Raw genomic sequence first — 12,651 nt, forward strand, 5'->3', positions numbered from 1 at the left:
AACATCACCCGCAGCCGTCTCGGACGCCTCACCCGCCAAGGCTTCCTCACCCAGCCCGGACGAGGCCGCTACCAGAAACGGACTTAACGACCTCTGATTACTCAAGAACACGCCCAACTTGATCGCCGAACCGTCGGGCAACACCTCGACGTGCGCTCTTCCAACAACCGTTCTGCCTTCCCGCCGGATGTACTGGGCGAGGGCTGTCAGGCCACGCTGGAACGCCTGCTGCGTCTTGCTCGATCCCTGCGCTGTGTCCTTTGGTGCCGCGTTCTTACCCTCGCTCGGCGGGGTGGGTTGGATGCCGAGTGCGGTGAGGCGTTGCTGCTGTTCGTGGCTGAGCTGTGCCCAGTCCCGTGTTTGGCGGGCGATGTACGCCCCGAGGTCGTCTCCGTTGAAGGTGACACCGGGTTGGATGCCGGCTACCGAATGGTCGGGTTCGGTTTCGGCGAGGTCGCGGAGGATGGCGTAGTGGCGTTGCCAGTCCAGGGGCCAGGTGCAGTCCCAGTCGGGATCGATCGCGGCCAGCTGCGCGGCACGGGCCGCAGCCCGTTCGGGCTCTTTGCCGAGGCCGCCCTTGCGTCGGAGGTTGGCCAGGTGCTGCCCGATCGGTACGGGGCGGGCCTGGCCGTCGGGGCCGTCGCTCCAGACCGCGTCCTGTCTTGGGGCCAGGTGCCCGTGAGCCCTGAAGAACGAGCGGAACGCGGCGAGTTTGGTTTCCCAGGCTTGGTCGCCGGGTTCCCAGACCATGCCGGCTTCCGGCTCGTCGAGGAGCTTTCTGCGTCGTTCTTCGAGTTCTCCTGCCCGGAGTGCTCGTCGTTGCTGGTGGACCCAGCGTCCGAGCGGGAACCGCGTCACGCCCAGTTCGACCTCGGTCTCATAGGGGACGGCGTGCAGGCCGGTGATGTCGTGTTCGGCGCGCCAGTGTCGGAGGGCTTGGTAGCCCTCGAGCCAGACCAGGGATTCGGGGCGGTAGACGCGGGTGCGGAGGAATGCGGCGATGGTGGCGGGGTCGCGTGGGGTGGCGAAGTTCAGCAATGTTGACTCCACCGTGCCCGTACCCTCCGCGCCCTGTTCCTGGTCGCCGCCGCCGGATCCGCCTCCTGCCGCGTCACCGGCGGTGCCGATGATGCGGCCGTCCGCGTCTCGCAGGACGTGGACGGTGCGCGCTCCGCTGTTCAGCGCACGCGAAGCGAGCTGTTCCACGAGTCGTTCGTCGTGACTGCGCAGTCCCTGGAGTACCGCTACCAGGGGCCGGAACGACGCTGAGGCCATCATGTTGTCCGGGTCTTCACCCGGTTGGAGGAAGACCGGGACGATGATCCGGGCGACCTTGGTCGTGCCGTCCGCCTTCGGCCGCAAAGCGCGGCCGATGTTCTGGACGATTTCGACCTGGGAGCCGCGGGTGTCGGCGAAGCAGATGGCTTCGACGCCTCGTTCGCCGGTGATGTCGACACCCTCGCCGAGGACCCGCACGCTGGCGAGGAATGCCCGGTGAACCTGTCGGCCCTGGGCGTCGGTACCGTTTGCGAACTGCCGGAGTACCTCACGCCTTTCTGCCACGAGGTGGTCGCCGCACAGCCAATCGGCCCACACGCGGTCCGGGGGCACGTGCCGGTGGGTGGCGAGGTTGTAGAAGCTGGCGTCGATTGGCGATGCCGGCAGTGAGCCGGCTTCGGCCAGGGCGTGTTCGGACGGTTCGCTCGCATAGAGTTCGGCGGCGGTTTCCGGGAGCTTGGCAGCGAACGCGGCGGCTTCTTCGACGCGCTGGTGGAAGGTCATGACGGTGCGGAGGTTGTGGGCGGCGGCGTGTTCCAGCAGTGCGGCTTGCAGCAGGGCGAGGCGACGGCCCCGCATGGCTTCCTCGGAGGCGCCCAGGGTGAGGTCGGGGTCCTGGATTTCCAGGACGTCGATCTCGAACGGGGCGAGGATGCCCCGCTCCACTGCCTCTGACAGCCCGAGCTCGAAGATCCATTTCCCGTAGGTGCCGGCCGGGTCGGAGACCATCGATGCGATCTCCAGCTCGGTCCCGTCCTTGCCCACGGGCGGCCGCGGCGCGGCCAGGATCCGCGGTGTCGCGGTCATGTAGAGCCGGTAGAAGACGGGGATGCGGGTGTTGTCGTGGATCGAGGCCCAGGGCCGCCCGAGGTCCCCGGCGGTGCCGTGCGCCTCGTCGATGACGGCGAGGTCGAACGGGGCCAGCCGCTGCCCGTACAGCGCCTGCCCGCCGGCCAGGGCCGCCTCCAGCGGCCCGCGCACCCGTCCGCCACCTGTGACGTCCTCGGGGTCGTCCCGGTCCACCAGGGAGGCGTACGTAGCGAACACGACCACGGGCCCGGTACCGGCCCACAACGCCAGCTGGATGGGGTTCGTGGTGGTCCGCACCTCCAGCTGCTCCAGCAGCTCGTCGCCCTCCAGCGAGCAGACGCCGACCATGGGCCCGCGGTGCCCGACTCGGCGCCAGGCCTGCGCGGTCTGCACGAGCAGGTCGAGGGTGGGCACCATGACCAGGATCCGGCCGTCCCTAAACAGATCCAGCGCAGCCCATGCGGCGGTGACGGTCTTCCCCGATCCGGTGGCGGACACCAGCGTGGCCCGCGCCCCGTCGTCGGGGACGGGGGAGCGTGCGGGGAATCCCGCCCACTGCCGGATCCGCGCGTTCGCTTCGACCTGGTGCTCGCGCAGCCGGACGCTCTTCACGCCTGCTCCTCCTCCTGAGCCGGTTCCACGGCCACCACCGTCTGCGCCCTGTTCCTGCCCGCACGCGCTGCTCGTGCAGGTGGCGAGAGCCAAGGCGTCCGGTGTGACACCGTACCGGCCAGTCTCCAGCCACGGGCCGGCCTGCGGCCCGTCCGCCGCTCTCAGGTGTCGCACGCGTTGCGGAAGCGGCACGGGAACCTACCCGGAGCCCCGGTGGTGTCCTGCAGCACCGTGAACGGAAGGCCCTGCGTGCCCGATGTGAACGTCCGGACCCCCGTTCGGCCGCCGACACGCCCGGGGCCGCTTCGAACGAGGAGACCTTTAGGCCAACCTGGCCTGTGCCGAGTTAGATCGACGACGAAGCCTTCACCGCCTACGGCCTCGACGACCCCACGATCGCCGCGCTGTGCTCCTGTGCTGCGCAGAAGGGGTTCCTCCGGCACGATCCCTATTGGGATTGCGACATGTACCGCCACACGGCGCGCTCCAAGCCGGCGCGGTCATGTCGGAGGAGATCGGCGGTCTCTTCGTACACCGCCTGTAGCTCCCCATAGCCCGGGCCCGTGACTCCGGCCTGGGCGGCGAAGGCGCGCAGGTGCACGTCGACGGCGATCTGGGAACGGCCGACAAGGTTCCCGAGATAGTCCACGCTTTTTGGCCCCACGCCCTTTATCTTCCGCAGGGCGTCACGGTTGGCCTGCTGGCCGAGCCATGCGTGGAGCTCGTCGCGGGTGTCGACGCGCCTGGTGACCAGGAGGTCGGTGACGGCGTGGGCGGTGGCGACCCGGCGGGGGCTGTTGAAGTCCATGGCGGTGGCGAGGTCTTCGGTGGCCAGACGTGCCTGGAAGCCCTGGACCGTGGCGGCGTCGGGCCAAGCGGCCTGGAGCCGGATCAGCCGCGGTCGGATCGTCGATTTGTACCTGCGGCGGGCGTGGAAGCTGGCGTCGCAGATCACGGCGCCCATGTGCGTCCAGCCGGGAGGCGGGAGGAACGGGCCGTCGCCGAGGGCGGCCCGCACGTGGGCGGTCAGGCGCTGCACCGGGCTGTGTGCGGTCACCGGCCCATGATGGCGTCCGGCCGGGCCCGCACACCCGGGAACACCGAAAGCCGGGGAAGGGAAGAGGAACCGGCGCCGGGGCGCTGCTGGGCGGGAGGCCGCCGGGTGACGAGGGACGGACGGCAAGTATCGCAACTATGATAGTTCGGGTACTGTGGCCTCCATGGAGACGAGGACATACACGACAATCGACCTCCGTAAGGCCATGGGGGAAATCCTTGACCGCACCCGGATCGCGGGTGAGGCGGCCGCGATCACGCGCAAGGGGAAGACGGTGGCCTATCTGGTGCCCGCCGAGTGGTTCGAGCAACACCAGCAACAGCCCGGGCGGCAGGCGGCCTCCGACGTCGGCCAGGACGCGGCCTGAAGCGCCAGGCAGGAAGACCGGGAGCCCTGACTTCATGACTGCTCAGCCAGTGTATTTCGATGGACCCGGGGGAGATGAACCCCAGGTTCCGTTGATGCCCGAACGGACACCGCAAGCCCTGCGTCTGGCGATCCAGGAGCACGCCCCGCATCTCCTGCCGGACTTCGAATCCCATTGGCACCAGGCGATCGGGGACGCTTTCAACCTCACCCCTGTGCCGGCGTTCATGCGGCTCTGGTGGACCCAGTACGCCATCGCTCGCGACCCCCGCCTTGCAGCACACCTTCACAGTCTCGAGGCCCGCGCCGCGAAGTCCGAGGACCCCGAGGAGTCGGCCACTCTCCTGGCCGAGTACAGCCGCCTGCGGCGTGAAGCGGCGACTGTGAAGCCTGGCCAGTGACGGACGACCTCCCGCAGCCGCCCTGGCAGATGGACTGGACCGCCTAGGCACGACAGGAATTCGACGCGATGCCCGCCGACGGCCGGCAACTCGTTCTAGTACTGCAACGGTCTTTGTCGTGACGGGTGGGCAGTGGGCTCGTTGAGTGGGCATGGGGTGGGATGTGGTGCCGGCCGATGCGAGCCGGTGGTCGTTGGGTCTGTCGGAGTTGCATGAGCGGTTTGTGCACCGGTTCGCGAGGTCGGAGCCGCGTGAATCTGCGCTGGCCTATATGCAGGGGCTGATAGCTCCACTGGAGCGGAAGAATGGCTGGACACTGGCTGAACAGGCCGGTCACGCGGCTCCGGACCGCATCCACCGGCTACTCAACCGGATCGAGTGGGACGCCGACGAGGTCCTCGATGACGTGCGGGACTACGTCGTGGAGCGTCTCGGTGACCCGGACGCGGTGCTGATCGTGGACGACACCGGCTTTCTGAAGAAGGGCGTGCGGTCGGCCGGAGTGCAGCGGCAGTACTCCGGCACCGCCGGACGCACGGAGAACTGTCAGGTGGGGGTCTTCCTCGGCTATGCCACCGACCGTGGGCGCACGCTGATCGACCGCAAGCTGTATCTGCCGACGTCGTGGACCGATGACCGTGAGCGATGCCGCCAGGCCGGCATCAGCGATGAGGTGGCCTTCGAGACGAAGGTGGCAACGGCAAAGGCCATGGTCCGCCGGGCAATCGCTGACAAGGTCCCGTTCCGATGGGTGACCGCGGACGCCGCTTACGGCTTCAGCAAGAGCTGGCGCACCGAGCTTGAGCAGGCGGATGTCTTCCACGTCATGGCCACCACCCGCCATGACACCGTCGTCTCCCGGTGGGCCATGGACCACCCCGTCCACGACCTGTTCATCGGTCTGCCCAGGCAGAAGTGGAAACGCCGCTCGTGCGGCGCCGGCGCTCACGGACCGCGTGTTTTCGACTGGGCCCGCGTGGAGGTCCGTCCCTGGCACCGCGAGGACCGCCGGCACTGGGTGATCGCCCGTCGCAGCGTGAGCCGCCCGCAGGAGATCTCGTACTACATCGCCTACTGCCCGGCCGGCACCACGCTCGACGAGCTCATCCGCGTTGCCGGGGCCCGGTGGGCGATCGAGGAGTGCTTCCAGACCGCGAAGGGCGAGTGCGGCCTCGATGACTATCAGGTCCGCCGCTACGACGGCTGGCACCGCCACGTCACCTTGGCCATGGCCGCCCATGCCTGCCTGACGGTCCTGCGAGCCCGTGAGCTGGATGCCGGGAAAGCAGAAACGGATCCTCCGACCTCGTCCCACTGAGCCTGCCCGAGCTCAGGCGTCTGATCACCCGGCTCACCCACCGCCGACCACACTCCATCGACCACGTCCTGCACTGGTCGCACTGGCGACGCCGACGACAACACCAAGCCCGCACCAGCCACTACAAACGACGCGGCCACACACCGCCCGAAGCTGCCCACCCGTCACGACAAAGACCGTTGCAGTACTACTGCTACCTGCAGTCCGGGCACACCGGTCCGGGCGTCAGGGCCCTGCAGAAGTACATGAACAGCTGTTACGGCAAGAAGCTCGAACTCGACGGCATCTTCGGGTCGGACACCAGGAATGCTCTGCGTGACGTTCAGGGCAGGATCGGCGCGGCGGTCGACGGCGTCTACGGCCGGGAGACCCTGGCCAAGATGAAGTGGGCCCGCTACAGCAACGAAACCGGCGCCAAGTACGACTGCGTCTGAGCTTGACGTTTAACCTCGCAGGTCACCCGACCTACTGATCTCACAGCGTGATCAAGCACGCCTGCCCGATAGTTCCCATGAGGAGCATGATGTCTTCACGCACGCCCCGCAACAAGCCTCGCGCCCTTGCTGCCCTGGGCGCCCTGGCAGCGGTACTCGCCTGCGGTGTCTCCGTCTCCCCCTCCGCGAGCGCGGCCGGTATATACCCGACCTGCAACACCACCAAGGCTGTTTCCATCAGCTCGGGTCACTCCGTCACGGTTCCCGCCTACAACAGCGGCAGCGGCAAGACCCTGACCTGCAATCTGGTATTCGACAGGGGCACACAAAACCCGGCCGTGACGGCGCTGCAGCGGAGCCTGAAGAACTGCGAGAGCTACGGCTACCTCACCATCGATGGCTACTACGGCCTGGAGACGATGACCGCCGTCGAGTTGCTCCAGGAGGACTATGGGCTCGGCGCGGACGGCGTCTACGGCCCGAACACCCGTGACAGCATGAAGCACTACAGTTCCACGCTGGGCTGCGCCCGCCTCTGACACCGCGATTCAGCACCTGACGGTACTGGCCGTCCCTCGCCGCTCCGGCCGGACGCCCGGCCGGAGCGGCGATGCCGCTTGTCGGCGCCGCACCATGGCCGCGCGACTTCCTTGCCGGCCAGCGGAGCGCCCCCGCTGTCGCAGTCCGAGGCGAGCTGGCCGCGACAGCCATCACGTTGCTGTACTTCCGCCGTCAGCTACGGGAGTTGGAGGCCTCAGTTCCCGGGTGTCGGTGGGAAGTGCTGGACGCGCCGGGCATGTTCGCACGGGTGCTGCGCCACCTGCTCTACCCGCGGGCGGGGGAGCTGCCGCCGATCGGGGACGCTTGACTGCTGCCTGAGCAGGTTCATGACGGCGACAGCCACCACGAGGTGCGGGTCCGGTCGTCGAGTAGGTCCTCCCATTCCGACAGCGTGATGCAGTCCTGGGGGCCGCGCGGGCGCGCAGCGGTGTCCGCTTGTGTGAACGAGTCGAGGATCCGCTGACGGATCACACACTGAGGTTCTTCTGGCACTGCTGTTGTGCTGTGGCCGTGTGCGGCGCTGGTGGTGCGGGCCAGCGGCCACTGGTCGCGTATCTGAGCCAGCGTCTGGCGGAATGCGGCGCTGGGCGGCACAGCTGCTTCGGGTCCTGTCCTGTGGTCGCTGTGCTGCTGAGGCCCGGTGAGCACCGTGGATACGCGCAGGCGGGAGGTGATGTAGCCGGCGGGGGAGTGAGGTCGCCAGGTCAGCCACCACGAGTGCAGCTCGACCGCGACGTCCTCACGTGACAATCCTGCGGCGATCAGCGGCCGCAAGGCGAACGCAAGGCGGCGCAACGTCTCCCGCTGCGTCCATGGCACGCGGGGCCGGATCCACGCTGCGATCGCCACAGCGTCGGCGGTCTGCTGGGGGGTGAAGGAGGTGCAGCGCGTAGCGCGTCGCCGTCGCGTGGCGGTGTTGTTCTTCTTCCCTCCTACCTTAACTTTCTGTCTCCTGGGGTTCTGCCTACAGGAAGGGGTGTCACGCCGGTGGCGCGTCTCGGCTGTGCGGGCGTCAGCGATGGCACGCTCGCGGCCTTCGGGCGTGTAGCCGACCTGGCGGGCGGTGTAGCCGCGGCCGCGGATGCGGTGGCCCATGGCGTGGTCCCAGGTGGGGGGAGCGGTGCCGGCGTAGATGGTGGCGGTGCCGGCCCAGCCCGACAAGCCCGCGGCGCGTCGGGTGTTGGTGCGGCTGCCGTGGACGGACCATGCGAGCAAGCCCAGCTCGCGCAGGCATGCGACGTGCCGGTCGACGGTACGTCGGCTGAGCCCAAGGCGTTTGGCCATGCGGGCGCGGCCGTAAGCGACGTGCCCGTCGGCGTTCATCCGGTCCGCGAGGTCTTCGGCGACGCGCAATGTGGTTGCCGAGGCTTTGGGGTGGTGGCCGGCGCCGATGGCCCAGCGAGCAGCGCGCAGGAAGTCGTACCTGCGTACCCGGCGGGACACCGTGGTGGTGACTTCCTGGTCGGCGTGAGTCTGTACGAGCTCGACGGCGAGAGAGTCAACTGGCGCCGCCGACTTGCCCATTTGGGCAGATGTGGTTTTGGCTGGCCGAACTGCTTGGTTCCGCGCGTGGGCATGCTGCATCATGGACGGGCACGCCCCCCTCGGGCGTGCGAGAACCCCGTGTGGCAGCGGGACAGTGTTGAGAGCACTGGATCCGCCCTTGGGCAAGGGCGGTGATTGCCGGCCGCTGAACGGGCCGGGTGAAACGCCTGTCGAGGTCGGCACTCGGCAGGCGTTTGTTACGTGCGGCTTCAGGCGCGGGGCATGCACGAAGCCGCAGGCCGACCGGTGGTCGGCCCGCGAATCCTTGCGGGCAGAGATTGCCGTGGGCGGCTCATGTCAGATGTCCTCCCCCCTCCGGCGGGCCGGGTCAGCTGGCCTGCCGGGTCTCCAGGCGGAACAGGTGGCGGCTGACGACGCCGGCACTGTCCATCAGCGCGTGCACGTACCGGGCGCAGGTCGCTTGGCGCTGCAGCATGCGGCTGGGAGCCAGGACGGCGATCGATCCGACGACGGCGGGCCCGCACCACAGTGGCGCGGCCAGGGCGTGCCAGCCGTCGAGCGGTGAGGGGCTGACGGCGTATCCCTGCTCGCGGACGATCCGCATGCGCGCTGAGGGCTGGTCCTCCAGGCAGGCCCGGATGACCAGTCCGGACGCGTCGGCGTTGAGCGGGGCCTGCCACAGGGCCTGTTGCTGTGGCGGGGGAGTGGCGGACAGCGCGGCGATGTGCGGGCCCGGGACTCGGTCGGTGCACATCCGCATCATGGACACCCCGACCAGGGAGTACAGCAGCGCCATCTGGCCGGTCGAGGCCTGCAGGGAGACCAGTTCGGCGTGGATGGCCCGCGAGGTGCGGCCGGGGATCCGAAGGGGCAACTCCTCGAGGGGCTGCACGGTGCCGGTACGGATCGGGTCGGTCAGGCGCGCGTAGTAGCCGCGGGGGTAGTCGCATTGCCGGACCTGGCCCTCGCGGATGAGGGCCTGCAGGTACCGGTGGGTGGTGGGCGCGGGCAGCCCCGCGCGGGCGGCGATCTCGGCAAGCGGGTGCGGGCCGGGTTCGCTGAGGGCGTCGAGGACGGCCAGCGTGCGCTGCACGGTGCTGTTGCCACGCTCCGGCGCTGCCGTCAGGGTCAGTGAGGGTGCCACCGGCAGGTTCCTACTTTCGTCGGTGAGGTGGTCGGGTCGTTCCGGAGCGTTTTCGTGCCGGGCGCCAGGCATGACCAGGGCCTCAGGCCGAAGCCCGCTCGAAGCGGCCGCCGCGTCCGCACACTGCGGTGTGCGGCGGTTCCGCTGAGGCGGCAGGAGCCATGCCGGCAGCCCGCGTTGCGTGATGGCTCAGCGCCGCCGCGGCCTTGGTGAGGACGTCGAGGTAGCGCTTGCGGCAGTACGCGTAACGCATCTGCGTGTCCGGGACGATCAGCGCCAGCGCACCGGTGACGGTCTCGCGGCGCCAGATCGGGAGGGCCAGTGTGACCCAGCCGGTCAGGGGCGAGGGACCGATGGCCAAGCCGCGGTCCCGCACGCCCTGAAGTAACGGCGGCAGTGTCGTCGGCCGGTTGTCCAGGTGGGCCAGGATGGCCAGCGCCACCGGGTCGTGTTCGGTCAGTTTCAGCAGGGCCATGTCAATCGCGGACTGTACGGAAGCCGGTGCGGTCTCGATCACGGCCCGGTTGGTGCCCAGGGCCTGCCCGCGGCGCACCCGCAGCGGGTGCCCGACCAGCTCGGCGGCGTACAGGATCACCATCTGCCCGGTGGCTTGCTGCACCCGCGTCAGCACCGTGTCGGTCGCCGGCGGCAGCGGGGGCAGCTGAGCCAAGCGCCCGCCGTTCCAGGCCATCAGTGCATACCGGCCCCGCTCGGTACGCAAAACCAGGCCTTCGTCGGCGGCTTCATTCAGCTTGCGGTGCGCCGTGGCATCGGGAATTCCGGCCGCAACGGCAATTTCAGTCAAAGAGTAACTGCCGTCAGCCGAGGGTCTTGAGGCTTCCAGCTGTCCGAGAACACGCAGTACAGCGAAGCCTCGCTGTGCTGCGCTACGGGTCTGACCTGTGGCGGTCTGGGCTTGCGGCATCGTCATCAACCCCCTGTGGCGGCCTACCGGCCATACGGCACGGCCAGTTGTGGGCTTGTTATCCCAGCGAAGCGGTGTGTGACTGTAAGCGGAATTTAACTTCCGCGTCAACGCGAAACACATGCCTCGCAGGTAACAGAACGCCGCTTCTCACTGGGTGAGAAACGAGCTCCCTTCATTTCTCGCCCGGTGAGAAATGAAGCTCCATTTCTCACCCAGTGAGAAAAGAGAGGGGCTTCGGGCCCTGATGTTGGTGGGCACCCATGCCCTAGCCTGGTTGCCGGACGGTCCCCTTGCCCGACAGGAGACAAGCACAGTGCGCGCCATCGTCATGCGGGAACGCGGCGGCCACGACGCCTTGCAGTTGGAGGACGTCCGGGAGCCTGCCTTGCTGGCTGGCCATGTCCGCGTCCGTGTTTCCCTGGCAGGTGTCAGCGCTGAAGACCTCTTGGAGCGGTCCGGCGCCATCGCGACCGGACCGCTGCCCTGCACGCCCGGTACCGAGGTGGTGGGCGTTACCGACGACGGTCGGCGCGTCGTCGGCCTTCTCGACCGCGGTGGCTACGCCGAGAATGCCGTGCTGCCCCTGGACGCGTGCTGGGACGTTCCTCCCAGCATCGACGACCAGCAGGCGCTCGCTCTCGTCCGGGACGGGCTGGTTGCCTGGCACGCGGTGTTCAGCGCGGCGCAGATCCAGCCGAGCGAAACCGTCGTCGTCACCCCGGCCGGCTCGGGTGCCGGTGCGCTGGCGGTGCAATTGGCGCAAAGATTCGGTGTCAGGGTCATCGCACTCACCGGACACAAGGCGGACCGTGACTTTGCGCTGGAACTGGGCGCGGACACCGTCGTCGACAGTGCCGCAACGGACTTGGCCGAAGAGGTCATGGCCGCGGCCGGCGGTCCGGTCAACGCCGTCATCGACCTGAGCGGAGGCATCGCCGTCCCAGCCCTGACGGTCGCCGTGGCGCCCGGCGGCCGGATCGCCCTCTACGGGCACCCGCCGGCAGGCGCACCCCCCATCGGCATGGACCGGATCCTTGGCCGGTCGCTGACCGTCTCGGGATTCCAACTGTCACACCTGTACCGCGACCAGATCGGCCTCGCCATGGCGATGCGCGCCCTGTTCGCCACCGTCCTGGACGGCACCCTGGTCCTGCCACCCGGCAAGACCTACCCGCTGGAGGCCGCAGCGCAGGCCCACCGCGACTTTGAGACGCAGCCCGGTCCTCAGAAGATTGCCCTGGACGCCACCGTCTGAGCCCCAGGCGGAGACAGGGGAGCGGCCAGCACCCGCTCCCCTGTTCAGAGCATGTCAGTCCTGAAGTAATCGCTCATCCGACGTCCCATACCAGTACATCAGCGCGGGCAGCGTGGGCTTGTCGAGCCGCTCCTTGAGGACGTTCAGGCGGCTGATCAGCGTGCGCTCGCTCATGCCGTGCTCCTCGGCCACCTTCTTCTGAGACTTGCCTTGTGCCAGGCCGTACAGGATCGACCGGGTCTCCGGCGTGGTCACGGGCGTGACGGCCTCATCCTGGTCGTCCTGCGACTCCGAGTTCGTGCTGGCCCCGGGCACCCAGGGGTCGGCCCTCTCCCAATACAGCTCGAAAACAGCACGGATGAACCGGACAATTTCTTCGTGCCGGATGTGCAGGGCCCCCGGCATCAGTTCGCCGTTCTCGTAGATGCCGACGAAGGCTTCCCGGTCGTCGAAGAAGATCATCTTAGGGAGTGCGGAGGCAAGGGTTCGCACCTGCGCTCCGCGCTCGGTCACGAACGCCACCCACCGGCCGGTCGGATGGTCGTGCCGATTGCTCTCTTGGTAGAGCGTGCGCAGCTTCAGCCCTCTAGCGAGTAGTTTGTCGTCACGCTCGCGGACGTTTTCGAGCAGCACACGGTCACGGCGGCCAGGATGACAGGTCACCACCTCGTGCTGGGCGGAGTGGGTGGCCCGGGCTAGCCTCCCGTTGATGTCTTCGTACTTGGTGATGGCTTCCACTACCGCCGTTCCTGTGCGCTGCGACCGGGTGAACTCGTCGGTCATGGCGTCCACAAAGCCCGGGAGCTGCGCCAGATACCCGTGAACCCTTGAGAGGGTCGTCACCGCCGCTTCCCGCATGGTCTCAGCCACACGGCCAGGCTCTGCCGGGATGTACAACCCCGGTCGCGTCGGGTCAGGGACGACCACCCCGAGTCCGATGAGCTCGTCAACTCCCTTGCCGTCGATACCAATTGACTGTTC

The 12,651-nt window shown here is 68.3% G+C and carries 12 protein-coding genes; 6 read left to right on the forward strand and 6 right to left on the reverse strand.

The annotated features are described in order from the left end of the window. Positions 1 to 2,700, reverse strand: a 2,700-nt coding sequence (locus ACFW3D_RS37405; protein ID WP_500512293.1) for a helicase associated domain-containing protein, incomplete at its 3' end; no start/stop codon positions are given. Positions 2,701 to 3,148: 448 nt separating this feature from the next. Next, on the reverse strand, positions 3,149 to 3,757 hold the full coding sequence (locus tag ACFW3D_RS37410) for an HhH-GDP family DNA glycosylase (protein ID WP_500512295.1): 609 nt from the start codon (positions 3,755 to 3,757) through the stop codon (positions 3,149 to 3,151). A gap of 205 nt (positions 3,758 to 3,962) precedes the next feature. Between ACFW3D_RS37410 and ACFW3D_RS37415 the strand changes: the two genes are divergently transcribed. The 5 genes from ACFW3D_RS37415 to ACFW3D_RS37435 all read left to right on the forward strand — a co-directional run bounded on the left by ACFW3D_RS37415 (position 3,963) and on the right by ACFW3D_RS37435 (position 6,815). Next, a complete protein-coding gene (locus tag ACFW3D_RS37415; protein WP_500512297.1) occupies positions 3,963 to 4,124 on the forward strand; it encodes a type II toxin-antitoxin system Phd/YefM family antitoxin in 162 nt (53 codons plus the stop codon). 34 nt (positions 4,125 to 4,158) lie between these two features. Further along, a complete protein-coding gene (locus ACFW3D_RS37420) occupies positions 4,159 to 4,524 on the forward strand; it encodes a DUF6247 family protein (protein WP_500512299.1) in 366 nt (121 codons plus the stop codon). Between the two features lie 151 nt (positions 4,525 to 4,675). After that, positions 4,676 to 5,842, forward strand: coding sequence for an IS701 family transposase (locus tag ACFW3D_RS37425; RefSeq protein WP_500512301.1), 1,167 nt, complete (start codon positions 4,676 to 4,678; stop codon positions 5,840 to 5,842). A gap of 179 nt (positions 5,843 to 6,021) precedes the next feature. Continuing rightward, on the forward strand, positions 6,022 to 6,276 hold the full coding sequence (locus ACFW3D_RS37430; RefSeq protein ID WP_500512303.1) for a peptidoglycan-binding domain-containing protein: 255 nt from the start codon (positions 6,022 to 6,024) through the stop codon (positions 6,274 to 6,276). An 86-nt stretch (positions 6,277 to 6,362) separates the two neighbouring features. Further along, positions 6,363 to 6,815, forward strand: coding sequence for a peptidoglycan-binding domain-containing protein (locus ACFW3D_RS37435; RefSeq protein WP_361809845.1), 453 nt, complete (start codon positions 6,363 to 6,365; stop codon positions 6,813 to 6,815). Between the two features lie 346 nt (positions 6,816 to 7,161). Here ACFW3D_RS37435 and ACFW3D_RS37440 read toward each other — a convergent pair whose 3' ends face one another. The 3 genes from ACFW3D_RS37440 to ACFW3D_RS37450 form a co-directional block, all read right to left on the reverse strand. Further along, positions 7,162 to 8,424, reverse strand: a complete 1,263-nt coding sequence (locus ACFW3D_RS37440) for a hypothetical protein (protein ID WP_500512305.1) — start codon at positions 8,422 to 8,424, stop codon at positions 7,162 to 7,164. 286 nt (positions 8,425 to 8,710) lie between these two features. Further along, the gene (locus tag ACFW3D_RS37445; protein WP_500512307.1) at positions 8,711 to 9,487 is read right to left on the reverse strand and encodes a helix-turn-helix domain-containing protein; all 777 of its coding nucleotides are present in this window, start codon (positions 9,485 to 9,487) and stop codon (positions 8,711 to 8,713) included. An 82-nt stretch (positions 9,488 to 9,569) separates the two neighbouring features. Next, the gene (locus ACFW3D_RS37450; protein WP_500512309.1) at positions 9,570 to 10,535 is read right to left on the reverse strand and encodes a helix-turn-helix domain-containing protein; all 966 of its coding nucleotides are present in this window, start codon (positions 10,533 to 10,535) and stop codon (positions 9,570 to 9,572) included. Between the two features lie 193 nt (positions 10,536 to 10,728). Between ACFW3D_RS37450 and ACFW3D_RS37455 the strand changes: the two genes are divergently transcribed. Continuing rightward, positions 10,729 to 11,670, forward strand: coding sequence for a quinone oxidoreductase family protein (locus tag ACFW3D_RS37455; RefSeq protein WP_500512311.1), 942 nt, complete (start codon positions 10,729 to 10,731; stop codon positions 11,668 to 11,670). A gap of 54 nt (positions 11,671 to 11,724) precedes the next feature. Here the strand turns inward: ACFW3D_RS37455 and ACFW3D_RS37460 are convergent, their stop codons facing one another. Beyond that, on the reverse strand, positions 11,725 to 12,540 hold the full coding sequence (locus ACFW3D_RS37460; RefSeq protein ID WP_500512313.1) for a hypothetical protein: 816 nt from the start codon (positions 12,538 to 12,540) through the stop codon (positions 11,725 to 11,727). Positions 12,541 to 12,651 lie beyond the last annotated feature (111 nt).

Source organism: Streptomyces sp. NPDC058864 (assembly GCF_042742985.1).
Taxonomy (GTDB): domain Bacteria; phylum Actinomycetota; class Actinomycetes; order Streptomycetales; family Streptomycetaceae; genus Actinacidiphila.